Below are 22,490 nucleotides of genomic sequence, written 5' to 3' on the forward strand. Positions count from 1 at the left end.
CCGATCTGCCGCATGGCCGGATTCCTGCGCATCGGGGTGCGGAGGGGCCGGATTTCCCTGCGCGACCGCCGACGTCCGCCGTACGTCCAGGAGGCGTTCGCCCGCCCGGGCGATCGTGCTCGAAGCGAGGCCCCTGAGCGGCCGTCAGGGAGGGCGGGTGGTCTGCACCTCTGGAACATCTGAACAGGAGCAAACCACTCCGCACATCTATCCCTTGAGCCGAGCGGCCTGCTAGAAGAGTGACGCCCCTCATCCTCAAGGAGTCGCTTGTCATGTCCACATCTCGCTTCAGGTCCGGTCTGCTGACGCTCCTGCTTCTGACGGCCGCCACCGTGGGCCTCGTCCAACCCGCTTCCGCCGCCACGACGGCCGGAGCGCGCTACGTCGCGCTCGGCGACTCCTACTCCTCGGGGGTGGGCGCCGGCAGCTACCTGTCCGACAGCGGCAGCTGCCAGCGCAGCAGCAAGGCCTACCCGTCCCTCTGGGCGGCGGCCAACGCCCCCGCCTCGTTCGCCTTCACCGCCTGCTCGGGGGCGACGACCAGTACGGTGAAGAGCGGCCAACTGGCCCCGCTCAACAGCTCCACCACGCTCGTCAGCGTCACCGCCGGCGGCAACGACGTCGGTTTCGCCAACGTCATGCAGACCTGCGTGCTGCAGAGCGAGGCAACCTGCGTCAACGCGGTGAACAACGCCGTCGCACAGGTCAACGGCACCCTTCCCGGCAGCCTCTCCTCGCTCTACGGCGCCATCCGCAGCCGCGCGCCCCAGGCCCGCGTCGTGGTCCTCGGCTACCCGCGCTTCTACCAGCTCAACGGCAGCTGCATCGCCGGCCTGAGCGAGACCGAACGCACCGCGATCAACCGGGGCGGCGACGCCCTCAACGCCATGCTCGCCAAGCAGGCCGCCAACGCGGGCTTCACCTACTCCAGCGTCGTCGACGAGTTCACCGGGCACGAGATCTGCTCCGGCAACGCCTGGCTCCACAGCGTCACGGTGCCCGTCTCCAACAGCTACCACCCCACCGCCGCCGGCCACTCCGGCGGATACCTGCCGGCCTTCCGCTCCGTCGCCTGAGACCCATCCCCACGAAACTCCACAGGGCACGGCCGCGCCCACCTGTGACGCGCGTAGCGCGACGGGCGCGGCCGCGCCGCCTCACCGACCACCGGAGGAACCCCCGATGAAGCTCCGTTCCGTCCTCACCGCCCTGGCCCTCGTCCTGGGCGCGCTCTTCGCGCCCGGCGTCGGCGTGCTCACCTCCGCCGGAGAGGCCCACGCGGTCACCAAGATCAGCCACTCCGCCGCGACCTCGCGGTTCCAGTCGTCCGGGATCACCTGGTCCTCCTCCGGCGGCTGCTCCGACCGCAACAACCCCACCTGCACCTCCTTCGACCAGCTCAACCTCGCCACCGCCCAGGGCGCCCAGACCCTCAGGAGCGCCAGCGGCTGCGCCCTCAACATCACCGGCGGCACCGAGACCGGGCACGCGAGCGGCACGTACTCCCACTGGAACGGCTACAAGCTGGACTTCGGCAAGGCCACCTGCCTCACCAACTACGTCAAGAACACCTTCACCTACATCGGCGTGCGCGGCGACGGGGCCCCGCAGTGGAAGTCCGGCGCGGGCAACGTCTACGCCGACGAGGGCAACCACTGGGACGTGACCTTCTACAACTGCGGCGGCTGCTGAACCGGCATCCGTACGGCCGGCGGGTGGCGGGAAGCGGCGTCTCCCGCCGCCCGCCGCGGACCGCCCACCCGGTGCCGTCCCGACGGCGCGGGTGCCGCCGTCAGCGGGGGAGGGGGGACGGAAGGGCGTCCATGTACCAGTTCGCCGGACGGTCGACCTCGCTGACGGTACGGGCGTCGAGCGCGACCGCGGCGGAGCTCGTACCGAGGGTTCCGCCCGCGTGCCAGGTGCCCACGACGGTCACCCATGTGTCGGCGGGCGGGGCCTCGCTCCCGTGGATCCGTACTTTGACCGCCCGGGCGTCCGCCGAGCAGCAGTTGATCAGGAGCCGGGTCAGGTCCCAGCCCTCGCCCCGCCCGCCGGGCGTGACGAATCCGGTCAGCTGGACGCTGCGTCCTCCGACGGCCCGTGTGCGGTCCTGCCGGACGCGGCCGGTGAAGTCGCCGAGGGTCAGCGGAAGGGGCGAGACCGTCGGCAGCGGTTCGAAGGAGTCCTGCCGCACGACCGGCTGGGAGGTCTGCCGGGAGGCGGTGTAGGAGCCGAGGGCCGGCGGGGCGTAGACGAGCATGCTCAGCGCGGGCAGGAGGAGCAGCCAGGCCGACCGGGGCACACCGGAGTGGTCGTGGTCCCCGTGCGCACCCCCCTCGTCCTCGCCCCGGGAGGGGCCCGGCCCGCGGTGCGACCAGGCGTCGGCCACGCCCAGCAGGAGCAGCAGGACCCCCGACGCGATCAGCATCGGACGCATCCACTCCTTGACGTACCTCAGGTAGAGGTCGGTGAGGAGCGAGATGTGCAGCAGACCGGTGCCGCTGAGGACGAGCAGGACCGCCTGCGGGAAGCGCTTCACAGCAGTATTCCTCCGACGAGCGTGCTGCACAGGATGGCGACGACCGCCGTCGCGGCGGAGAAGCGGAGGGCGAAGGCGCGGCCGAACGTGCCCGCCTGGAGCGCGATCAGCTTGAGGTCGACCATCGGTCCGACCACCATGAACACCAGCCGCGCGACGGGCGAGAAACCGGTGAGCGAGGCCGCGAGGAACGCGTCGGCCTCCGAGCACACCGACAGGAGGACGGCGAGCGCGGCCAGGAACAGCACGGACAGCCAGGGCGAGCCGGAGAACGCGTCGAGTACGGAATCGGGGACGGCGACGTTGAACGTGGCCGCCGCCATGGCCCCGACGACGACGAAGCCGCCCGCGTGCAGGAAGTCGTGCTGGAAGCCGAGCCGGAACTCCGTCCGGCGGCTGTGCCCCGGCCGGTGCCCGGTGTGGCGCACGGTCGGCCGCAGCCACTTCTCCCGTCCCAGCGCGAGCCACAGCCAGCCCATCACGACGGCCGTGGCGAGCGAGGCGAGCAGCCGGGCCACGACCATGGACGGGTCGCCGGGGAAGGCGATGGCCGTCGTGGTCAGGACGACCGGGTTGACGGCCGGAGCCGACAGCAGGAACGCGAAGGCGGCGGCCGGCGTGACACCGCGGCCGATCAGGCTGTTGGCGACGGGGATCGAGGCGCATTCGCAGCCGGGCAGCACGACACCGGCCGCTCCGGCCACCGGGACGGCGAGCGCGGGCCTGCGGGGCAGCACCCGGTCGAACACCCTCGCCGGCACGAACGCGTTGATCGCGCCGGACAGGGCCGTTCCCAGCAGCAGGAACGGCAACGCCTGCACACAGATGGAGAGGCAGACGTTCCGCCAGGCCCGCACGGCCGGCTCGTCGCCCCACAGGCCGACGAGGACGACCAGCGTCCCGGGAAGCACCGCCGACCCGAGGAGGACCAGGGGCCAGAACAGGGGCGAGCCGCGGCCGGGCGCCCCGTCGGCGACCGCGACAGCCGCGTCGTCCACCATGGCCCCGCACGAGCCCACCGACCGTTCGCCTGTCTTTTGCATGCCACTCCGATTGCCCGATGTTCGGACCGAAAGATACCTGCCTTCCGGCCTCGCACCGCCCGGGTGCCGGCGTCGTGGAGGCCGCCCCGCCTCTCACCGCTCGCCGGCGCGGGGTCGAAGGCCGCTCACCTCTCGAAGGGCCGCGTCACGCGCTCCGGCCCCCCTCCCCCCAGGACCTCGGAGGGAGGGCCTGCCGCGACGATCCGGCCACCGTCCAGCAGCAGGCACCGTCCGGCCCGGCGCGCCGCCACGATGCCGTGCGTGGCCCGGACGACCGCTACGACGCCCGTGTGCCTTCCGTCCTCACCCGTGACGGAAGGCGCCGGCGAACCAGGTGCGAACGGGAGCGAGTGCGGGCGAGGCCGGCCGGCCGTTGACCGTCGCCACGAGTCGCCAGTAGCGCTCGGTGTGCGGGTCGGCGGTCGTCTCCAGGCGGGCGAGGAGCCAGCGCCGCAGACCGCCGTCGTCGGCATGCTCGAACGCGTAGCCGTAGAGACCGCCCAGTGACGTGGCGCGGGGCGCGTCTCCGGCGGAGGCCGGGAGGACACCGGCGGACACGGCCTCGTCGAACCGTTCGCGCAACGCGTCGTTGAGGGCGTCGTGCAGAGCGCCGACGTCCTGCGGGGAAGGCTCTCGCGCCTGGTCCACGGCTGTGCGGCGCAACGCGATGCGGAAGTCCGCGTCCTGGCAGAGTTCGACGAGCTCCACCCAGGCCTCGGCCTGTCCGGGCTCGGGATCGTCGGGGAGCTCGGGAACCACGGAGCGCATGAGGGACACGAACTCGGGATTGTCGTCGAGCCCCCTGAACACGTCGTCGACGAAGTCGGACACCAACCGGTGCCGCTCGGCTCGGCAAAGCGTGGCGAGTCGCTGCATGAGGTCCGTCTCCATGGGGGTGGGGCCGCGCCTGGCGACCGCTCGCAGTATTGCCCGGCGCAGACGAAGGGCCTGGATCTGTACGTCCAGGGCGTCGGCGTGTGCTTCCGCGACCTCCGCCAGGGACGCCTCCCGGTCCAGCACCTTCCGTACGGTCACCAGATCCAGCCCGAGATCGCGCAGGGTACGGACCAGGTCCAGGCGCGCGAGGGCGTCGAGACCGTACAGCCGGTAGCCCGCGGGGGTTCGGTCGGTCGGCGGGACGATGCCCTTGTCGGAGTAGAACCGGATGGTCTTCACCGTCAAGCCCGTCCTGCGGGACAACTCCCCGATGGAATAGAGCGTGTCGCGTTCCATGTCCCCAGCTTGCTGTCTCCCCCCACAGGAGACTCAACCTGGGCTGGAGCTGGAGCTGGAGCTGGAGCTGGAGCTGGAGCTGGGGACGGGGCCGGGGCCGGGGCTTCGCGCGGGGAGCAAGAGTTCCACGCATCTTGTCGACCGTGTGCCGGGCCGCACCGCATCGCTCCGGTCGGGGCGCAGAGGACGATTCACCCCGACTCGGTCGCTACACGCGGTCGGGGCCGCCCCGGCGCGCGGTCCACCAGTCCACGAGGAGCCGGGTCTTGTCGTCGAAGCGACGGTCCGGAAAGGACATCGGCGCGCGCAGTGGTGTGCGACGTCCGTCCGACACGTGCACGACCACTGTCCGGACCCCGACGGTCTTCCGGACCTCCAGGCCGATGACGTCCCGCCACGCGATATCGCGACGCCTGCCTCCGTGGAGAACGAGGAAGTCGGCACCGAGCTCGACACGGTACTGAGGCGACAGGACCGGAACGACCACGCCGGCGAGCACGGCTGCCGGGACCCACGTCCACAGTTCTCCCACGGGCAGGCGCGTGCCGGTGGCCGCCGCGAGCACGTACGCCGACGCGATGCCCACCAGACCGCCGCCCAGCAGGGGTGCCGCGATCCGGACCGCCCCCGGCCGGAAGGCCGGCGCGGCGCTCCCCACGCCGTTCGGGACAGGGGGCCGGCAGGGCCGTTCATCGGAATCACCCTTCACAGAAGTGGTTGGACGCGGTCGACGCACGCCGAAGGCGAAACGTACAGCCGTGCGGGCGGGCTGTGCCGGCCGTGCCCGGCAGGGCCCCTCCTCAACCCGGTAAGCGGGTTGGGGAACAAGCGCCCGGCTCGTTCTCGGGGGCGGACCGGGCCGACGGCGACATACGGCAGCGGGACGCCGATCGCCCCGAGCGAATCCGATGGCACCGACAACCTCCCGGCGGTAAGACTGCACCGTGAACGCCCTGCCACCACTGTCCGACCCGCTCCTCCTGCCGGCACGGGACCCGCGCGCCCGCGACCTCGTGCTCGACTACGCGGACATGCACGCCCTGGTCGCCGACCTGGTTCTGCCCGGCGACGCGTCGATGTACGTCATGAGTGCGATGGAGACCTCCCGCGAACTCATCCGGCACTCCTTCTACCGGTACGAGTTCGCCACCGTCGCCGTCACGCATTCCCTGTTCGCCCTGGAACACGTCCTCACCGAGCGTCTGGCCACGAAGGAACCGCTCCACGTCCTCATCGAGCGGGCCACCGACGCGGGGCTCATCACGGCCGGACTCGCCGCCGAACTCGACCGCGGCCGACTGCTGCGCGACAAGCTCGCGCAGGGCGCCGCGTCGAGCGCCGCCCTCCAGCCGCCCGGGGCCGTCGCCCTGGTGCGTGCCGTCTTCGACGCCGTCTCCCTGCTCCTTCGCCCACCGTCCACGGCGGAGACGACAGCCGCCGACACGGGCGGAACGCAGTCCGACGGCGGCCTCGTCCGTCTGTGGGAGGGCCACCGGCGCGCCCTGTTCCCCGACGGCTTCCGCGGCGTGGACTTCAACGGCATCGACCTGGTCCTCCTGGACGCCGACGTCGCCGGCCTCGTACAGAGGGAACTGGAGGGGGGACTGGACGACGACGGCATCGCCCACCTCTGGGGCTGCATCGCCGACCTCGACAGGATCGTTCCTCTGATCAACGAGGAGTACTGCGCCTCCTACTTCACGAAACTCCGAACCATGGCCCAGGTCGCCGCGGCACCCTACACACCCACCGCGACCTGACCACCGGGATCGAAGCGGACCCGGGGTCTCCCACGGCCTCGTCGGGGCCTGGGCCGGTCGCGTTCGACGACGGTATCGGGCCGAGACGAGCGGGCCGGGCTTCATCGGTCGCCCCCCAGGACCGGCGAGGGTCGTCCCCCTCCGTCCAAGGCCTCATCGACCGCGGTGCCCTCACCCGCCGCACGGCCGGGTCTACGACCACAGCCCCCTTCGGGCCGGCGACCGGACCGGCCCCACGTCGAACTCGGCGGCGGCCCACTGGGCGTCCTGCTGCCGGACATCCACGGCCGGCGGACCGAGGCGGTCGACGACGGCACCGCCCTGACCACGGAACCCTCCCGATGGCAACGGGCAACACCTTTCAGCGGCCCACCACCGTGGGGAGTATGGAGCCGTGCAGACCACGCTCTCGGACGGCGCCGGTCCCGTCGCCGCTGCCGTCCGTCCGATCGGTTTCCGGTACGAGGAGGGCGCTCACGACCTCGTCCCCGACGGCCTCCACCCCGGCCCGCACAACCCGGCCGACGCCCCCGAGAAGCGCTCCCTCACCGGCCTGGGCCACAGGGGCCACGGGCGCGTCCCGAACGCTCCCGGCGCCCGGGATCCGACCGACCGTACCGCTCCGCAACTGCACGCTCATGCCGACGAGGCACCCATGGCCCGTTCGGCCCGCCTCACGGTCGCGTACCGGAAAGGCCGGTACCGAGCCGTTGACCGGACCAAGGAGGTCTGACATGAAGCACTGCGTCTTCTGCGCCGTCGTCGCCGGACAGGCCCCGGCCGTCATCGTCCGGGAGTGGCCCGACGCCCTCGCGATCCGCCCGCGCAGCGGCGGCGTGAACGACGGGCACGTCTTCGTCCTGCCCCGCGTCCACGTCGAGGACGCCGGCACCGACCCGGACGTGACCGCCGCGGTGATGCGTCGGGCCGCCGAGCTGGTGGCCGAGCATCCCGCCGCGAACGTCATCACCAGCAAGGGGGAGGCGGCGACCCAGAGCGTCTTCCACCTCCACGTCCACGTCGTGCCCCGGCAGGAGGGCGACGACCTGCCCCTGCCCTGGACCCCGCAGCACACCGTCCGTGCCGCCGCCGTACGGGACAGGCAAGCGCGATAAGAACCATCGACCTGGTCAAGGCAAGCGAATCGACCCTTGACGACCCGTCCGTCTTCCTCGACCGACGCGGTTGTGCAGGACCGCCTCGCCCGGGAACGTCACGCTCCCCGAGAGGATCCTGTGAGGCGGGTCGAGCCGTCCACGGTTGCCGCGCACAGCGGCCCATCAGGCCAAGAAGTAGTGATCGATGGGGAACACGCTGATGCCGGAGTGCGTGAGTCTGGAGTGCGGCCCAGCGATTCGGCCCGTGGGGCAGGCGTGGTTTCGGATGTACTGCGAAGCCACGCTATGCGCCGGATCGTGGACGAATCGAGCAGCACGGACACTGCCGCGAGTGGAATTGCCGGTGATGGGTGGGGCGGGACCGTGGGCGTCTCACATGTACGCGAAGTACCGGTCGGCCCAGTACGCCTTCCCCGTCTCCTCGTCGTCGTCCTCGCCTTCGGTCACCTCTCCCGCAGCCACGAGCGCCGCGACGAACTCCTCGTCTCGGTGCGCCTCCAGGAACGACGGACCGTTGTACGGCTCACGGAGGAGATCGGCCGGGACGAAGGCGCACCCCATCGCCGTGCAGACGCAGTCGATCCACGTCACGAATTCCTCGGACAGGCCCGCATCACCACTGGGTGCCCCGTCGGCCACCACGTCGGCAGTGACGAAGTAGTTGCCGAAGTTGCTCATCAGGACGCGCAAGGGCCGGCCGGGGCCCGCCGCGTCCGCCGAGACGTCGATGACGCCGTAGAAACTGGCGTCCTGGGCGAGCAACCCCCTCGAACGAGAGGGCCCGAAGCGTTCCTCCAGGGCGCCCACCAGCCGAGCGAAGCACTTCCGTGAACCGTCCAGATCGAAGTCCGCGGGACGTTCCAGGTGGCCGGGGTCGTCGTGTTCCAGCAGGAGGGCCCGGATCCGGTCCCTCGGGAGCATGTGGTGTTTCTCCGTCGGTTTCAACACGAGGAAGGGCGATGTGCCCGAGGCCCTTGGTATATCAACACGATGACCCGGAGCGCGGGCCCGCCCCTGCGGACGGCTCCGTGGCTTCCGCTGCCGTGCCGCGCCAGGACGCCGACGTCAGCGGAGGCCACGGCTCCACTCGTAGCGCCGTACCGCCTCAAGATACGGACGGGACCGTTTGACGCCACAGGCGGACGGGCGTGGTCGCCCGTGGTGCGACCGTTGACGACGTCGCTGCCTTCGGCCGGGTTGTTCTTGGCGGGATCCTCGGCGGGATCCGTATTTCGCGAAGCCATGCTGTCGCATGGCTTCGCGAACACACCGGAGAAGCATTCGCCGGATACGGGCCCCGGCCCGGGGTCAGAAGCCGAATATCCGAAGTGCGAAGAAGAGCGCCACGGAGAGTGATCCGACGAGGATGAGGGACAGCCAGACCATGGGATGCTCCCAGATGCCTCCATCAGGCCGTTCCACATGTGCCGAAGAGGTGGAGCCTTCGGCCGGCGGGGTCTCTTCGGGAGGGACGAGCGGATCGGACATGGCCTTCACTCCAGTCTGGCGTGACAGGACTTCGTTCGGCTTCCTCCGTCCACCGTCCTCCGGCTTCGGCGGCACCACCAATCGCGTCGTTCGTGCGTCGGTTTCTCTTCGGGAGAAACGGAAACAGGAAGGGGCAGGCCTCGCGTGTTGTCCATCGTTCCGGCCAGGAGAGATGCGAGGGGTGGGTGCCGAACCCGGCGGCGAGCGGAGCATGAGCGCCACCGTCCCGCAGACGGACCGGAGCGAGCAGTGCCCGCGACCGGCAGCCGTGGTGGCGCTGCGGCATCTGGACCGAGGAGCGACACCGCCCGCGTCACCTCACCTCCGACTCTCCCACCGGCTGCGGCCGCGCCTCCTGCCCATCCGATTCCGATCCGTCAGGTGGCCGAGGGGCGGAGGCGGACAGGCACGGTCTTGTGCCCGTTGCTGATCAGCGAGCCCGACGGTTCCAGTTCGTCGGCGGGGACGACCAGCTCGAGGTCGGGGAAACGGTCGAACAGGCCGCGCAAGGCGATGGCGCCCTCCATACGGGCGAGAGGCGCGCCGAGGCAGTAGTGGACACCGTGACCGAAGGCGAGGTGCTCCTTGGAGAGGCGGGTGACGTCGAAGGCGTCGGCGCTCTCGCCGTGCCAGCGGGGGTGGCGGTTGGCGGCGGCGTAGGAGGCGAGGATCGCCTCGCCCTTGGCGATGACCCGGCCGTCGGGCAGAGCGATGTCGTCGACGGCGTAGCGCAGGGGAAGGTGCGCGACGGCCGGTTCGAGGCGCAGCGTCTCCTCGACCGCGTCGGTCCAGGTGGCGCGTCCGGCACGGATGTGGGCGAGCTGCTCGCGGTGGGTGGCCAGCAGCACGATTCCCTGGTCGATGGTGTCGACGGTGGTCTGATAGCCGGCGCTGATGACCAGCAGGAGGGTGTCGCGCAGCTCGGCGTCGGACAGGGCGCTGCCGTCCTCGTCGCGGGTGGCGATGAGCAGCGAGGTCATGTCGTCACCGGGTTCGCTCCGCTTGTCGGCGATGAGCCGGCCGAGGACCGCGTACAGCTCGACGGTATTGGCATGGGCCTGCTCGGTCGTGAGGGTGGTGTCGAATACCCCGTCGACGACCTTGCGGAAGTCGGCCCGCTGGTGGTCCGGGATGCCCATGAGGTGGCCGATGACGGCGATCGGCAGGGGATAGGCGAAGTGCTCGCGCAGGTCGACGCCCTCGTCGGCCGGGAGGGCGTCGAGGTTGTCGAGGAGCGTGGTGACCACGGCGTCGATGACCTCGGACAGGCCCGCGATACGGCGCGCGGTGAAGGCGGGGGAGATCATCCGCCGCAGTCGGCGGTGGTCGGCACCGTAGGCGGTGAACATGTTCTCCACCGCGATCCAGAGGGCCAGCGGCCAGGTCTGCACGACCTCGGCGAACCGCGGCCAGTGCGCGCGGGCGTCCTTGGACACGTCCGGACTGTTCAGCAGTTTCTTCAGCACGTCGGGATCGGTGACGGACCAGGCCCGCACTCCCAGGACGTCGACGGGGGCCGCCGCGCCGTGGGAGCGCAGCAGGGCGTTCTCGGAGTGACGGTCGGTGCCGGCGGAGTCGAGGACGATCGGGGCGCTGGGCAGGTGCGTCATGAGGAGGCTCCTTCAGGCTTTGTCAGCGGTGGAGACGATGACCGGAAGCTGAGCAAGGACACGATGAAAGGGACCGGGACGACAGGTCAACCCATTGGGAGGGAAGGCGAGTTCCGTCACGGACGGGATGCTCGGCAAGGGGCCGGCGGGGCGGGGTGACCTCGACGAGGGGAAAGACGGCCCGTCGTGCTCTCCGTGCACCACAGCTCCCCTTCGGCCCCGACACCGGCGCCCCGGACGGCTCGTCCGGGACGTGTCGGAACAACGATGCGCAACAAGAGCGGCGTTCCGCAGCCGGATCGCGACATGTTCCCCGGACGGATGCGGCGCGCGCACGAGACGTGCCTGCTCGGGGCCGTGGTGCCGGTGAGGGGGGAGCGGACAGGGTGGCGCGGGGTGAGTGTTGTGCGACGTCACTCGCCTTTGCGACGCTCTTGCCCCTCACCGTTGGCGTGATCGTTTAGCCGAAGATCGATCGCCCAGGGCTTCGTGCCACCAGATCTGAGCCAGTGGGGGCTGGGACACCTGTGGTGACGGAGATCGTCGACGACCCGTCGGTCCTGACGAGTCGCCTGACGTCGCATGTCGGTCCGGTCGTGGTGTTTCGCCCTCTCGTGCGCGCCTGCACGGATCGCCGGGAGGGCTTTCTGAGGAGTTTGTCGGTCGGGTCGAGGCGACCGAACACGTTCGACGGGTACGACCTTGCGACCGCGTCCGAGCTGTGTGACGCGACCGCGCGCTACGACCTCGTGACGGACATCGCGCGCCGCGTTGCCGAAACGCCCCCGAGCTCCGCCGTGAGTGCGCTCCGGCACCTCGCGAGCCACCGCACCGGACGCCGCGACCCACCCGATCCCGATCCGCCGGACACGCCCTAGTGCGTGTGTCGGAAGTCCCGCCTGCCCGGCGGCGCCCGGCACGCACTCCCCCGTAGCCCTGCGGGCACGGGGGCACCCCCGGCCGCGTTGTCGGGATCGCCCCGATACAACCAGTATCGGGGCGACCCTCCGCCTTGCGATCGCACGCACCGGACACCGCCGGGCCTGCCCTCCGGGCAGACGGCGCTACTTTCGACACACGCCCTAACGCGCTTCGCGCCGCCTTCGGCGTGCGCGCTCGAACTCGGCGACATCCGATGTCCAGGGACCGTGCGGTTCGAGTGCGGAGCAACCGCCGTGAACGAAGGCGTTCACCAGGGTCCGGTACTCACCGAGCCCGTCGACCAGGCTGTATTCGACCCGGTACTCCGGCTCCGATCCGCCCTTCCCCTCCCGCACGGTCGTGATGCGGGCGATGGAGTCCGCGTAGAAGTGGAGCTGGATCCCCTCACCCTTCTTCTCGTCCTCGATGGTGAACACTTCGTTGTCCGAGGCGGAGCGATCGCCGACGAACGCCCAGAACTCCGCAGAGGCGCTGCGAGGGCCGCCCCTCAGCCACTTCTTCTCGGCGCCCTTGTCGTCGGTGAACGACAGGGCCGTCTTCCTCGCACTTCCACCGAGGTCGGCGCGGTCGCCGGCGGCCTCCGCGTCATCTTCCTCGGGTGTGTTCCTGGAACGGGCCGCGGTCTCCGAGCACATCAGGAAGCTCACGGTACGCACCGCGTCGTCGGCGAGTCCGGGGTGTGCACGGCGGACGGCCGACTCGACCGCCGCCGCCACCCGGCCCCAGCTCTGCTTGTCCGTGGCGCGTTTTCCCCGTCGTGGATCGATGCCGATCCACGTCCCGGCGCACGCCTGCTCCGCGGTGGCGATCACCCGCATCACGTGCGGCAGCAGGGCGGTGTCGACGGCACCGGGTATCCGCCTGGGAACCGTCGCGCCGTGCGCGTACTGGCCCGTGTACCGCAGAATCGCAGCGTCGAGCGGGCCGAGGACTGCTCCGCGCTCGGCGCGTCGGCGGTCCGCGTGATGCTCTTGGGCACGTTTCTCGTTCGGTGTCTCGGTCGCCGAGCGCATCGCCGCACAGACCCGTCCGCGTTCGAGCAGACCGATGTCGGCCCCGTGGGCGACGAGCCGGCTCCTGTCCCACCGGATGCGACGGAAGAGCGCGTCGACGTCTGCGGGCGAGGAGAGGAGGACCGGGTCCAGGAGCGCGACGGCAGCGTTCTCGTCGAGCCGCCCCGCTGTTCCGGCGGCGTCGCACAGCGGAAGGACCGCACTCCACAGCAGCAGGTGCCTGGGCAGATCCTCCCGGATCACCGCGAGATGGGCTTCCTCGATGGGGAACGTGAACGTGCGAGGCTCGTGGTTCGCGTCGGCCCCGGCGCCGAGCATCAGCTTCAGTTCGCCGTCCTCGCCGATCACGTTCGGAATCCATCCGCTGCTACGGGTGAACACGACGTCTCTCATGCGCTCAGGGCCTCTCCGGGACGGTGGCGGCCGGACACGTGCCCGCCTCGGGCGCGGGGCGCGTGCCACAGGGGTGGTGCGCTCCCGGTGCGCACCTGCTCACGACCACCGTGCGCACGCGGCGTCGAGCCGTGCGTCGGTGCGCACCCAGACTTCGCCGTCGGCGGCCTCCGCCGGGGCGTCGACTCGTTCGATGCCGAGGAACTCGATCAGGGCGAGCAGTTCGGCTCGTTCGGCCCGGTCGTCGTCGACATCGTGCGAGTCGAAGAAGACGTGGTACCGGTCGCTCGGGTCCACGATGCCCGAGGCTCCCCAGATCCGGGCGACCTCCTCGATCGCCGCTGCTTCCGTCGTGAACGTGGCGGCGCGGGCGGCGCCGCGCGTCTCCGGCGACGCGTCGAGATCGGCGAGGTCGGGGAACCACTGGCCGAAGTGGTCCAGGCCGGCGTATCCGTTCTCGAAGAACAGCATCGCGCCGGGAAGACAGCGATTGGCCCGGTCCGCGCGGAGATATTCCGACCGGGGCCGGTCCGCACCCTTGACCCGGACGATCACGCCCTGGTCGGGCATGAGCACCAGGCTCTGTCCCGCCGGATCGTCACTGATGGTGTAAACACCGGAATCCCGATCCCGGAAGAACGCGGAGAACGCCACGTAGGCTTCCTGCGGATCGCCCACGGAGACCTTCTGGTCGTTGCCGTCACCGACGGCGAAAACGAACTGCTTGGGTCCGGGTTCGTAAGGGCGGGCCATGATTGTCCTTCGTTCACGTGATGACCCCGACAGCCTAGGGCGTGTCTCCTCGATCTGCTCTCCGGCCGATCAGACATGCCTGTTCGGCCGGTGACCACTGATGCGACGTGGGGCCGGATCGAGCCGTCGACGTCGGCCGATCCGACTCGCCGTCACGCGGAAGGGGGCCGACGAGGAGCCGTAGTTCCTCAGCGCTGTGGTGTGGTGGCACGCGCCACGGGTACGAGGGAAGCCGGCTGCCGGGCGGCCGGTCCGACCAACCGCCCGGCGATGGAACGGGGTCGGGTCAGTTCTGGGGCGGGAAGAGCTCGATCAGGCGCTCGCGCTGCCGTTTGCCCAGGCCCTGGATCCTGCGCGTCTCCGGGATGCCGAGATCCGTCAGGTGGCGTCGGGCACGGACCTTGCCGATCCCGGGCAGGGACTCCAGGAGGCGAAGGGCACGGGTCTGGCGGGCTATGTCGTCGTCGCGCTCGAGGACGTCGAGGAGCGAGAGGCGTCCGGCCTTCAGGGCGGCGAGCATCTCGCTGCGGTCCTTGCGGCTCCGGACAGCCTTCGCCAGGGCTTCGGCCCGCTGCTCGGAGGTGAGGGTGGGGACGGGGGTGGGCATCGTGCTCCTTCGTCGGCCGAGCAGCCCGTCGTGTCCGAGAGGACCGCTTCTGAGCAGGTACTTTCCATCGAAATGCCACAGTCCGGCCCGTCTGTGGCAGGTCGAAGGGACGAGCCCGGAAGGCTCGGTCCCCGACCACGGGCCGGCGCCCGTGTGCTTGCCCGTATGACCGAAGAGACCATGACCTAAACAGGCAGGGCCCGCACTGCTCCGGGCAAGCCCTCCCGGCGGGCCGAAGGCCGCCCGCCGCCCCGCGCGATCGTCCGCCGACAGCCGCCCCGGATGCCGGTGACGCCGCAGCGGGCGAGGCTGCGGCGGAGCGGTACGTTCCCCCCGGCCGTCGGGCGCAAGGCCATCAGGCACCCGCAGGAAACGGGGTCCGCCGATCGAACGGGTCTGTTCCGTAGCCGCTGGTGACGGAGGGCGTGATCGGCCCGGGAGGATGCGGTGGCGGGGGAGGGAGGAGCCCCCGAGGCCGTACATCCGGCGCTTGACCAAGCTCGGAGAGCCGGCCGGTCGGACGTATGGCGCGGCGCGGAGGGAGTTCCGGCCGCGAAACGGACCCCTTCGACGGAGGGCACTCCGGCCGCGAAACAGGCCCGTTCGACGGAGGGGGCTCCGGCCGCGAAACGGCCCCCTTCGACGGAGGGCACTCCGGCCGCGAAACGGCCCCCTTCGACGGAGGGAGCCCTCGCATCCGGGGCGGGACCGTCGAGTCCCGCTCGTCGCTCGCCGACGAAGCCACTTGTTCCGGGTGTCCGGGCGAACGACAATGTGCCTGTTCACACAGCCTGTGCTGCCCCGCGCCGCCGATGTCGCACCTTCGCCGGCCGCGTGTGCGCAGTTCCTGCCGCGTGCGCTGCGATCACCCGCCGCGTGCCGCTCACCGAAGTGCGGTCGGGGCCCGTCACGGGCCCCGCCGGGCCCTGCTCGTGCGAACGCCTCGGAAACCACGTAGGAGAGCTTTGAAGATCACCACACTGCGCGCCGCCCTGACGGCGAGCGTCCTGGCGCTGTTCGGATCGGCGCTCGTCGCCTGGCCCGCGAGCGCAGCCGGCTATGAAGCCTGCCCGACGGCTTCCCTCTGCCTCTACAGCGCCGCCGACGGCACCAGCGACGAGGGCGACGCGGTGCACGCGTACGGAGTGACCGCGAACGCCGACGCCCAGTCCTACGGCGCGTGGGGCAACCGGACCGAGTCCCTGTACAACAACTCCCCGTACTGGGCCTGCCTCTATGCCGATTCCCGCTCCGGCGGTGAGGTGAGGGCCGTGGCGCCCGGGTCCAAGGGCAACCTGTCAGCCCTCGCCCCGAACCTCGGCGGCAAGGTGAACTCGCACAAGCTGGCGCCCTCGCAGGGCCACTGCTTCACCGGGTTCGAGCGCTGCGCCGACGACACGCTGTGCCTCTTCCAGGAGCCGTCCGGCCGGGGCCGGACGACCGGCGTCACCCAGGACTACCGCGCCTATCACCCCGACGTCTGGGGCAACCAGGTCGAGTCGGTCGTGAACCGCACCGACAAGACGGCGTGCTTCTACACCAAGCACCTCGACCAGCTCACCGCGGCGGACCGGCCCTTCCGCGTGCTGCCCGGCGACGCGACCACGATCAGCGGGAGTCACGCCGACACCTTCAACTCCCACCGGTTCAGCGCCAAGGAGGACTGCTCGTGAACACCGTCCTCCGCCGCACCACCGGGAGCGCCGCCGGCCGTACCGCACTGGCCGGTGTCACCGCCCTGGCGACCGCCCTGCTCGTCGTGACCCTTCCCGGCCCTCTCGCCGCCGTCGCCACCACAGCCGCACCGCCGCTGGCCGGCTGGGAAGCGATCACCGACGCGGACGCCGACAAGGTCCTCGCCCCCGGCGTCGAGCACTTCCGCTACCGGGAGACCGCCCCGCCGTCGGGCGATCTCCGCCACGGGAAGCCGCGTCGCGAGCTCAACGTCCTGCGCATCGACCCCGCCAAGGGCGCCCTGCGGATCGAGAGCTCGTACGGGCGCGCCGCCGGTGACGCCGAGATCGTCCGCGACCAGCTCAACATCAACAAGAACCTCCCCGTCGCCGGGATCAACGGCAGCTTCTTCTCCCCCGAGGGCCGCCACGCCCAAGCCGCCGCGGGGGAGGAGGAATCGGTGCAGAGCTACGGCGCGACGGTCCGGGACGGGGTCCTGCTGGGCGCGGCCTGCAACCCCGACAAGGCCAGCCGCCGGTCCCTCGTCCTCCAGTACGGCATCCCGTACGTCACGGAGGTCTCGACGAGCATCGCCGTCACCAGCGACCGGGCCCCGGCGGCCGGGGGACCCGTCCGGCAGGTCGTCGACGACGTCAACCGCAACCCCGGCGGCGCACTGGCCTGCCCGCGCGACGAGACGGACGGGGTCGGCGACAAGGACCCCGACGACCCGGACGACGCGGAGGGACGCAAGTACACGGACTCCGAGGGCCGGTCGATGACCGCCTACCAGGACCCGACGGAGTTCGTGCTCTTCAACGACCGGTACGGGATGAAGACCCCGAGGCCGGACCTGAACCCCGCGATCGGCTCGGACAACTCGGAGGGCTTCGAGGTCGTCATCGAGCCGGACGGCGGCCTGACCCGTCCCTCCACCTGGACCACCGTCCGCGGCGGCAAGGGCGTTCCCCGGGGCAAGCACGTCCTCCAGGTCGTCGGCGCGCAGCCGACCGCGTGGCTGAAGGAGATGTACGCCGCGGGCGCCAAGCTCACGCTGGAGCAGAAGGTCACCGACACGTTCGACGGCCGTGACATACCCCTCGACGAGTCCGTGGACATCGTCTCCGGCGGTCACCGCCTGATCATGAACGGGGTGAACAAGTTCCCGAGCAGCCGCGACGGGCAGGGCAACCCGACGTCGTGCGCGCGCCTGGTGAGCCAGGGCGAGCAGGTCATCTGCAAGGACTCCCGGACGGTCGTGGGCGTGGACGGCCAGGGCCGCACCGTACTCGCGACGCTCACCGGGCCCCGCGACGAGAACCCCGTGACGGGCGAGGCCGACATCGCGGTCTACGACGGCGGCTTCTTCGCGGACGTCACCAAGCCGCTGGCGGAGCTGGGCGTGATGGACGCGATCAACCTGGACGGCGGCGGCTCCACCACCCTGCTCATCCGGCAGAAGAACGCCAACCCGGCCGACACGGCGGCGAACTACCGGCGCTACAGCGGCCTGACGGACCTCAAGCACCGCCCGGTCTTCGACACCGTGTACGTCGGCCTCGGCGGAGAGGTCGTCACCCCGGGCGGCTGAAGCCCCGCTTCCGTCCTTCCCGTTCCCCTGAGCGGTGTACAGCCCCCGCCGGGCCGCCGGTGGGGGCTTTCGCGGCGCACCCTCGCCGCTGCGGTTCGGACGTGGAGCCCCGGGTTCGGGCTCCGTAGGGGCGGGGCACCGTCACCGAGCTGCTCGGCCATGCCGCCGGCCGGTACCTGCCGACCGGGCCCGATGCCCACCGGGCCCGGTGCCCGTGCCGCGGGGCCGACCGGCCCGGGAATCCGCACGCCCCTTCCCCGCCCCGATGTCCTCCGCCACCCCCTCACGGGCGCACCCTGGCGCCCATCCGGCTGCGCAGGTACACCGGGCGACGGGATCAGAGCCAACGGCTCCTACCCGCTCCTGTTCGTCACCGGCTCCTTCGCTCCGGTGGCGCCCGCACCCCGCGCGCCCGGGCGTACCGGCTCCTCGACGTCGCCCGCGCCCCGGCCCGAATCCGCGACGTGGTCGGGGCCGGTCATTCGATGCGCCGGGTCGTGTCTCCCGGCTGGACGGGAACCGCGGGCAGAGGGGCGGTGCACGCCGCGCAGCGGCGGGCCCGGGCCGGGACCGGGCTGAGGCATTCGGGGCAGTCCCGCTTGGGCGCCTGGACGTCCTGGTGCGGCGCGAGGCGCTCGTGCAGCTTGTTGATCGGCAGTACCACGAGGAAGTACAGGGCACTGGCGAGGAGCAGGAAGCTGATCGTCGCGTTGATGAAGGCGCCGTAGGGGAAGTGGGTGGCGCCCACGGTGAAGGTCTTGCGGCTCATGTCGCCGGTGGCGCCGGCCGCCAGCCCGACCAGGGGCGTCAGGAAGGCGCTCACGAAGCCGTTGACGACGGCGGTGAACGCCGCTCCGATGACGATGCCCACGGCCAGGTCGACCACGTTTCCGCGCAGGATGAAGCTGCGGAATCCTTTCACCTTCTCGCTCCTCGGAGTTCCTCGACGTCGGCGGGCGGCCTGGAGTGCGGCCGGTTCCTTGCCCGGATGCCCGGCCACGTCCCGCTCATACCTATTGGGTGTCGGCCGGGATCGCTCCTGCGTTCGCTGTTCTGCTGTTCGGCGGGTAGGAGGGGCGCATCTGTCGGCGAGAATGAGAGGGGCCGGTTGTGACGGGAGCGTTGGTTGCGGGCGGGTGGGGTCTGTTCGCGGGGACGGCTCTGCTGGTGGGGGCTGCCATCGGCACGTTGGTGCGGGTTCCGCCCCGGCTGATCGCACTGGTCATGGCCTTCGGCAGTGGCGTCCTGATCGCCGCGGTGTCGTTCGAACTCATCGCCGAGGCGTACGAACGCTCCGGCATGGTGCCCGTGGTCACCGGCGCCGTCGGCGGTGCTGCCGTGTACTCGGGGGCCAATGCCCTCCTCGCGCGGCGCGGCGCGCGGCACCGCAAGCGCTCCGGGGAACAGCAGCCCTCCGAGGACGAGGCGCCGGGGTCGGGCGATGCCATAGCCCTGGGAGCGCTGCTGGACGGGGTACCGGAATCCGTCGTCATCGGCACCAGCCTGCTGGGAGGCGGACACCTGGGAGTGGCGACGGTGGGGGCGGTGTTCATCAGCAACCTGCCCGAAGGGCTCGCGAGCGCCGCCGGGATGCGCGCCGCCGGCCGCGGGCGCGGATACGTGTTCGCCCTGTGGGGAGGCATCGCGGTGGTCAGCGGCCTGGCGGCGCTGGCCGGGTACGCCCTGCTGGGCGGCGCGTCCGCGGCGGTGACGGCGACGATCACGGCGGTGGCGGGCGGGGCGATACTGGCGATGATCGCGGACACGATGATCCCCGAGGCGTACGGCCGGGTGCACCTGCTGACGGGTCTGGTCACCGTGATCGGCTTCTTGTCGGCGTTCGCTCTGGCCCACCTGTGAGCCGGGCCCAGGACGGCGGACCGGGGGCGCGCCGGAAGGACGAGGGGGTGTACCGCTTCCGGTCGCGCCGTCGTGGGGCGGTCGGATCGGCCGGGGGCGTCGCCGAGTGCGGTCGGCGGGGCACGTTCACGCGCGCCCGGTCCGTCGACGCGGTCGACTCGACGGTCCTACCCGCCCCGCCCCGAACCGGCGGAGGTGGAGGCGGAGCGGATCCCCCCGCCCTCACCTGCCCCTGCGTGCCCAGAGCCCCGTTCCATGCCCGGGGGTACCGGCTCGGTGCGTAGCGGCGGGCTGTTCAGTTTGCTGAACAGCCCGCACCGGGTGGGGTGGGACTGGAAGGCTGTGCCGGGTGAGGGGTGACCGGCTGGGGAGGCTCCGGCAGAGGCGACGGGGAACCGGCGGGACGGGCGGTCGTGGCCGACCGGCTGGTGGACGAGGCCGAGTGGATCCGCCGGTGCGCGCAGTGGTCCGAGCACCCGGAGCGGGAGGAGTTCCCGCCCGGCGGGGGCCAGGTCACCCTCACCATCGACGAGCAGGACCCGAAGAACCCCACGGAGGACCGGTTCACGAGCAAACGCTTCCACAAGGCCCTGAGCGTCACCCTGAACTCGGTGGGGTTCCGCTCCGGCGGACAAGACCTCACCACCGCCGGCACCTACATCGAAATGGTCTCCCGCCTCCTCGAGCCCGCTCTCCCCGCCTTCGCCGTCCTTGCCATCAGAGGACGCGTCAAACGCTGACCACCCGCCTCCGAGGGTTGTCCGGCCCTCCGACCGCTCAAGTGCCGTCGGCGACTCCCGCACCCACCTTGTAATCACAGTCCGGGGCTGTAATTATTTCAGGCGTGACGGTCTCTCAGTCTTCCTTCCTCAACCCCGAATCGATCCCGGTCCGCCTCGCCGGCGTCGGCTATGAGAACGGGACCGCCGTGGTGTGGATCGACCACCGGTCCGCCGACACCTACCACCGTGACTGGTCCCCGACGGGCATCAGCCTGTGGGGCTACCTGGAAGGCCGGGAGGTCGGCCCCCGCACGGAGATCGCGGACGCGGACGACCTGTACGACCTCGACGTCCAGTACGCCGTCACCCGCGTACGCCTGGAGATCGCTGCCGCGCAGGGAAGGGGACAGCTGCTCGCGGCCCGGCACCGGATCGAAGCCCATGGCGAGCCCGCCGACCTGATGCCGGAGGACCCCGGCCTACGGGCCGCCCTCGTCCGGCGGGTGCAGGACGGCACCGCCTCGGCGCACGACCTGGAGGTCAAGGAGCAGGTCGACGCGCTGGGCTCGAAGATCGACGAGGCGCGCCGCCGGTACACCACCGTCCAGTGGCGCTACCTGGCCCACCTGTACCGATGCGGCATGCCCGCACAGGACATCGCGGCATGGACGGACATGACGGCCGACATGGTGACGCGGCGCATCGGCAGCGTGCCCACCACCGGCGCCGCCGCCCTCCTCGGCACCGAAGCCAAGACCTGGAGCGGCTACGTTTCGAGGGGCCAGGCGCCGGCCCCGGACGACCACATCGGCCGCGAACCCGTCTGGCACCTGTCGACCGTGCTCGACCACATGGACAACCGCCCCGGCCGCCCCGGCCGCCCGGCACGGCACACCTGACCCCACCCTCCGTCCCGCTCCGCCGCCGACCTTGCGGCGTGCGCGGGAGAGCCCGGTCCCCGGCTCTGCCCGTCCGAGGCGCAGGAACGGCGAGAACTTGGCCGCCATCGGCCGGGAGCGCGTGGAGAGCTCGGTGGGACTCGCCGGTGCGGCGGCGGTGACGCTTCTGGCCGGTCCCCGGCGAAGGACTCCGGAGGTCTCCGCTGCGCGCGGTCGGGCGTTCCCGGGCCCACGCGCGTCCACACCCGTAGCGGCCCAAGGCGCAGGACACCGAGACCTGCCGCGACTCCGATGAGCGGGAGGGGCGGAAGCCGCGGCGACCGTTCGCCGGCCACTGCCGTGAGACCCGGCCGAGCCGGACGGATGCGGGCAGGGGCCCGAGACGACGGGGCGGAGGCGTGGCGGTCCGAACCCGGGCAGAAGCACGGCGAAGGAGCGTGGCCGCGGGTACGGAGCGGTCTCGGGGGAACCGGTGCGGGGACGCACGGACACCGGACGGAGACATGCCATGACCTACGACGGAAGTGCGGGGCCCGCCGCCCTGCTGCCCCTGCTGCGCACGTCCGTGGAGCGGTTGCACGTCTCGGCGCGGGCCCTGACGGACGAGGACGTGCGGGCTCCCTCGCTGCTGCCCGGCTGGAGCCGCGCGCACGTGCTCACGCACATCGCCCGCAGCGCCGATTCGCGCTCCCGGCTGCTGGTCGCCGCCCGTACGGGCGCCGGCCTTGCGCAGTACGACGACGAGGCGCAGCGGGAGCGGGAGATCGAGGAGGGTGCCGGACGGCGGGCCGCCGAGCTGGCGGCGGACCTGCGCGGTGCGCTGGGCGGGTTCCTGACGGCCGCCGCCGCGCACCCGGACGCGGCGTGGGAGGTGCCGGTGCGCTGGCTGGGCGCGGGGACGCGCCCCGTGCGGCGCGCGGTCGGCAGCCTGCTGCGCGAGGTGGAGGTGCACCACACCGACCTGAGGTGCGGTCATCGGCCCGCGGACTGGCCCCCGTTCTTCGTCGCCCGCGAACTCGCGACCACGGCGGCCGGGCTGCGGGAGCGTGACGACGTGCCCGGCATGGTGCTGGTCGCCGACGAGGACCGGGTGCTGCGCCCGGTCGGCGACGGGCGCGGGCCACGGGTCTCGGGGCCCGCGGCGGCTCTCCTGGGCTGGCTGACCGGCCGCGCGGGCGGACACGGACTCACCCTCGACCCACCCGGGCCACTGCCCGACGTGCCCGCCTGGCGGAGCTGACCGGG

The 22,490-nt window shown here is 71.5% G+C and carries 23 protein-coding genes; 12 read left to right on the forward strand and 11 right to left on the reverse strand.

The window, feature by feature from the left end:
- Nucleotides 1–272 precede the first annotated feature (272 nt).
- Nucleotides 273–1,076: an SGNH/GDSL hydrolase family protein gene (locus ACIQKA_RS06205; protein ID WP_383151955.1), complete on the forward strand. Its 804-nt coding sequence runs from the start codon at nt 273–275 to the stop codon at nt 1,074–1,076.
- A gap of 106 nt (nt 1,077–1,182) precedes the next feature.
- Nucleotides 1,183–1,692, forward strand: coding sequence for a hypothetical protein (locus ACIQKA_RS06210; protein ID WP_383151954.1), 510 nt, complete (start codon nt 1,183–1,185; stop codon nt 1,690–1,692).
- Between the two features lie 100 nt (nt 1,693–1,792).
- Here ACIQKA_RS06210 and ACIQKA_RS06215 read toward each other — a convergent pair whose 3' ends face one another.
- The 4 genes from ACIQKA_RS06215 to ACIQKA_RS06230 all read right to left on the reverse strand — a co-directional run bounded on the left by ACIQKA_RS06215 (nt 1,793) and on the right by ACIQKA_RS06230 (nt 5,473).
- Nucleotides 1,793–2,539 (reverse strand): TIGR03943 family putative permease subunit, encoded by a 747-nt coding sequence (locus tag ACIQKA_RS06215; protein WP_391095170.1) that lies wholly within the window; start codon nt 2,537–2,539, stop codon nt 1,793–1,795.
- Nucleotides 2,536–3,582 carry a permease gene (locus tag ACIQKA_RS06220; protein ID WP_402540137.1) on the reverse strand — a complete coding sequence of 349 codons (1,047 nt, stop codon included), beginning with the start codon at nt 3,580–3,582 and terminating at the stop codon, nt 2,536–2,538. The genes ACIQKA_RS06215 and ACIQKA_RS06220 overlap by 4 nt, the downstream gene beginning before the upstream one ends.
- Before the next feature lie 303 nt (nt 3,583–3,885).
- Complete coding sequence (locus ACIQKA_RS06225; RefSeq protein ID WP_402540139.1) at nt 3,886–4,815, reverse strand: MerR family transcriptional regulator; 930 nt, start codon at nt 4,813–4,815, stop codon at nt 3,886–3,888.
- A gap of 208 nt (nt 4,816–5,023) precedes the next feature.
- Nucleotides 5,024–5,473: a hypothetical protein gene (locus tag ACIQKA_RS06230; RefSeq protein WP_390106315.1), complete on the reverse strand. Its 450-nt coding sequence runs from the start codon at nt 5,471–5,473 to the stop codon at nt 5,024–5,026.
- A gap of 286 nt (nt 5,474–5,759) precedes the next feature.
- On the opposite strand from ACIQKA_RS06230, the gene ACIQKA_RS06235 reads away from it, so the two are divergent.
- The 3 genes from ACIQKA_RS06235 (at nt 5,760) to ACIQKA_RS06245 (ending at nt 7,690) form a co-directional block, all read left to right on the forward strand.
- Nucleotides 5,760–6,575: a hypothetical protein gene (locus ACIQKA_RS06235; RefSeq protein WP_391095176.1), complete on the forward strand. Its 816-nt coding sequence runs from the start codon at nt 5,760–5,762 to the stop codon at nt 6,573–6,575.
- Between the two features lie 394 nt (nt 6,576–6,969).
- Nucleotides 6,970–7,308, forward strand: a complete 339-nt coding sequence (locus tag ACIQKA_RS06240) for a hypothetical protein (protein ID WP_391095178.1) — start codon at nt 6,970–6,972, stop codon at nt 7,306–7,308.
- Between the two features lies 1 nt (nt 7,309).
- The gene (locus tag ACIQKA_RS06245) at nt 7,310–7,690 is read left to right on the forward strand and encodes an HIT domain-containing protein (protein WP_391095180.1); all 381 of its coding nucleotides are present in this window, start codon (nt 7,310–7,312) and stop codon (nt 7,688–7,690) included.
- 375 nt (nt 7,691–8,065) lie between these two features.
- On the opposite strand, the gene ACIQKA_RS06250 is transcribed toward ACIQKA_RS06245, so the two are convergent.
- The 3 genes from ACIQKA_RS06250 to ACIQKA_RS06260 form a co-directional block, all read right to left on the reverse strand.
- Nucleotides 8,066–8,614, reverse strand: coding sequence for a hypothetical protein (locus tag ACIQKA_RS06250; RefSeq protein ID WP_402540141.1), 549 nt, complete (start codon nt 8,612–8,614; stop codon nt 8,066–8,068).
- Nucleotides 8,615–9,001: 387 nt separating this feature from the next.
- Nucleotides 9,002–9,181, reverse strand: a complete 180-nt coding sequence (locus ACIQKA_RS06255; RefSeq protein ID WP_383430122.1) for a DUF6480 family protein — start codon at nt 9,179–9,181, stop codon at nt 9,002–9,004.
- 377 nt (nt 9,182–9,558) lie between these two features.
- On the reverse strand, nt 9,559–10,791 hold the full coding sequence (locus tag ACIQKA_RS06260) for a cytochrome P450 (protein ID WP_391095184.1): 1,233 nt from the start codon (nt 10,789–10,791) through the stop codon (nt 9,559–9,561).
- Nucleotides 10,792–11,321: 530 nt separating this feature from the next.
- Here ACIQKA_RS06260 and ACIQKA_RS06265 point away from each other — a divergent pair.
- On the forward strand, nt 11,322–11,669 hold the full coding sequence (locus ACIQKA_RS06265; protein ID WP_391095186.1) for a hypothetical protein: 348 nt from the start codon (nt 11,322–11,324) through the stop codon (nt 11,667–11,669).
- A 204-nt stretch (nt 11,670–11,873) separates the two neighbouring features.
- Here the strand turns inward: ACIQKA_RS06265 and ACIQKA_RS06270 are convergent, their stop codons facing one another.
- The 3 genes from ACIQKA_RS06270 to mihF all read right to left on the reverse strand — a co-directional run bounded on the left by ACIQKA_RS06270 (nt 11,874) and on the right by mihF (nt 14,499).
- On the reverse strand, nt 11,874–13,139 hold the full coding sequence (locus tag ACIQKA_RS06270; RefSeq protein WP_402540143.1) for a DUF6357 family protein: 1,266 nt from the start codon (nt 13,137–13,139) through the stop codon (nt 11,874–11,876).
- A 99-nt stretch (nt 13,140–13,238) separates the two neighbouring features.
- On the reverse strand, nt 13,239–13,817 hold the full coding sequence (locus ACIQKA_RS06275) for a hypothetical protein (RefSeq protein ID WP_402540144.1): 579 nt from the start codon (nt 13,815–13,817) through the stop codon (nt 13,239–13,241).
- 361 nt (nt 13,818–14,178) lie between these two features.
- Nucleotides 14,179–14,499, reverse strand: a complete 321-nt coding sequence (gene mihF / locus ACIQKA_RS06280) for an integration host factor, actinobacterial type (RefSeq protein ID WP_383151944.1) — start codon at nt 14,497–14,499, stop codon at nt 14,179–14,181.
- A 965-nt stretch (nt 14,500–15,464) separates the two neighbouring features.
- Between mihF and ACIQKA_RS06285 the strand changes: the two genes are divergently transcribed.
- Together ACIQKA_RS06285 and ACIQKA_RS06290 are read left to right on the forward strand one after the other, a co-directional pair.
- Nucleotides 15,465–16,172 (forward strand): peptidase inhibitor family I36 protein, encoded by a 708-nt coding sequence (locus ACIQKA_RS06285; RefSeq protein WP_383430133.1) that lies wholly within the window; start codon nt 15,465–15,467, stop codon nt 16,170–16,172.
- Complete coding sequence (locus ACIQKA_RS06290; RefSeq protein ID WP_402540145.1) at nt 16,169–17,764, forward strand: phosphodiester glycosidase family protein; 1,596 nt, start codon at nt 16,169–16,171, stop codon at nt 17,762–17,764. Before ACIQKA_RS06285 ends, ACIQKA_RS06290 begins: the two co-directional genes overlap by 4 nt.
- A 478-nt stretch (nt 17,765–18,242) precedes the next feature.
- On the opposite strand, the gene mscL is transcribed toward ACIQKA_RS06290, so the two are convergent.
- Nucleotides 18,243–18,686 carry a large conductance mechanosensitive channel protein MscL gene (gene mscL / locus ACIQKA_RS06295; protein WP_390106296.1) on the reverse strand — a complete coding sequence of 148 codons (444 nt, stop codon included), beginning with the start codon at nt 18,684–18,686 and terminating at the stop codon, nt 18,243–18,245.
- A 188-nt stretch (nt 18,687–18,874) separates the two neighbouring features.
- Here mscL and ACIQKA_RS06300 point away from each other — a divergent pair, with 188 nt between their 5' ends.
- The 4 genes from ACIQKA_RS06300 to ACIQKA_RS06315 all read left to right on the forward strand — a co-directional run bounded on the left by ACIQKA_RS06300 (nt 18,875) and on the right by ACIQKA_RS06315 (nt 22,485).
- A complete protein-coding gene (locus tag ACIQKA_RS06300; RefSeq protein ID WP_383151940.1) occupies nt 18,875–19,624 on the forward strand; it encodes a ZIP family metal transporter in 750 nt (249 codons plus the stop codon).
- A gap of 413 nt (nt 19,625–20,037) precedes the next feature.
- Nucleotides 20,038–20,364 carry a hypothetical protein gene (locus tag ACIQKA_RS06305; protein WP_402540147.1) on the forward strand — a complete coding sequence of 109 codons (327 nt, stop codon included), beginning with the start codon at nt 20,038–20,040 and terminating at the stop codon, nt 20,362–20,364.
- Nucleotides 20,365–20,468: 104 nt separating this feature from the next.
- A complete protein-coding gene (locus ACIQKA_RS06310; RefSeq protein ID WP_383430138.1) occupies nt 20,469–21,245 on the forward strand; it encodes a hypothetical protein in 777 nt (258 codons plus the stop codon).
- A gap of 508 nt (nt 21,246–21,753) precedes the next feature.
- Complete coding sequence (locus ACIQKA_RS06315) at nt 21,754–22,485, forward strand: maleylpyruvate isomerase family mycothiol-dependent enzyme (protein WP_386364827.1); 732 nt, start codon at nt 21,754–21,756, stop codon at nt 22,483–22,485.
- The last annotated feature ends 5 nt before the right edge of the window (nt 22,486–22,490 follow it).

Origin of the sequence: Streptomyces sp. NPDC092045 (assembly GCF_044756005.1) — a bacterium.
Lineage (GTDB): Bacteria > Actinomycetota > Actinomycetes > Streptomycetales > Streptomycetaceae > Streptomyces.

Bases quoted from the DNA above. Each gene is read 5' to 3' on its own strand.
- ACIQKA_RS06205 (WP_383151955.1), top strand. From the start codon at position 273: ATGTCCACATCTCGCTTCAGGTCCGGTCTGCTGACGCTCCTGCTTCTG.
- ACIQKA_RS06210 (WP_383151954.1), top strand. From the start codon at position 1,183: ATGAAGCTCCGTTCCGTCCTCACCGCCCTGGCCCTCGTCCTGGGCGCG.
- ACIQKA_RS06220 (WP_402540137.1), bottom strand. From the start codon at position 3,582: ATGCAAAAGACAGGCGAACGGTCGGTGGGCTCGTGCGGGGCCATGGTG.
- ACIQKA_RS06225 (WP_402540139.1), bottom strand. From the start codon at position 4,815: ATGGAACGCGACACGCTCTATTCCATCGGGGAGTTGTCCCGCAGGACG.
- ACIQKA_RS06245 (WP_391095180.1), top strand. From the start codon at position 7,310: ATGAAGCACTGCGTCTTCTGCGCCGTCGTCGCCGGACAGGCCCCGGCC.
- ACIQKA_RS06250 (WP_402540141.1), bottom strand. From the start codon at position 8,614: ATGCTCCCGAGGGACCGGATCCGGGCCCTCCTGCTGGAACACGACGAC.
- ACIQKA_RS06255 (WP_383430122.1), bottom strand. From the start codon at position 9,181: ATGTCCGATCCGCTCGTCCCTCCCGAAGAGACCCCGCCGGCCGAAGGC.
- ACIQKA_RS06260 (WP_391095184.1), bottom strand. From the start codon at position 10,791: ATGACGCACCTGCCCAGCGCCCCGATCGTCCTCGACTCCGCCGGCACC.
- ACIQKA_RS06270 (WP_402540143.1), bottom strand. From the start codon at position 13,139: ATGAGAGACGTCGTGTTCACCCGTAGCAGCGGATGGATTCCGAACGTG.
- mihF (WP_383151944.1), bottom strand. From the start codon at position 14,499: ATGCCCACCCCCGTCCCCACCCTCACCTCCGAGCAGCGGGCCGAAGCC.
- ACIQKA_RS06315 (WP_386364827.1), top strand. From the start codon at position 21,754: ATGACCTACGACGGAAGTGCGGGGCCCGCCGCCCTGCTGCCCCTGCTG.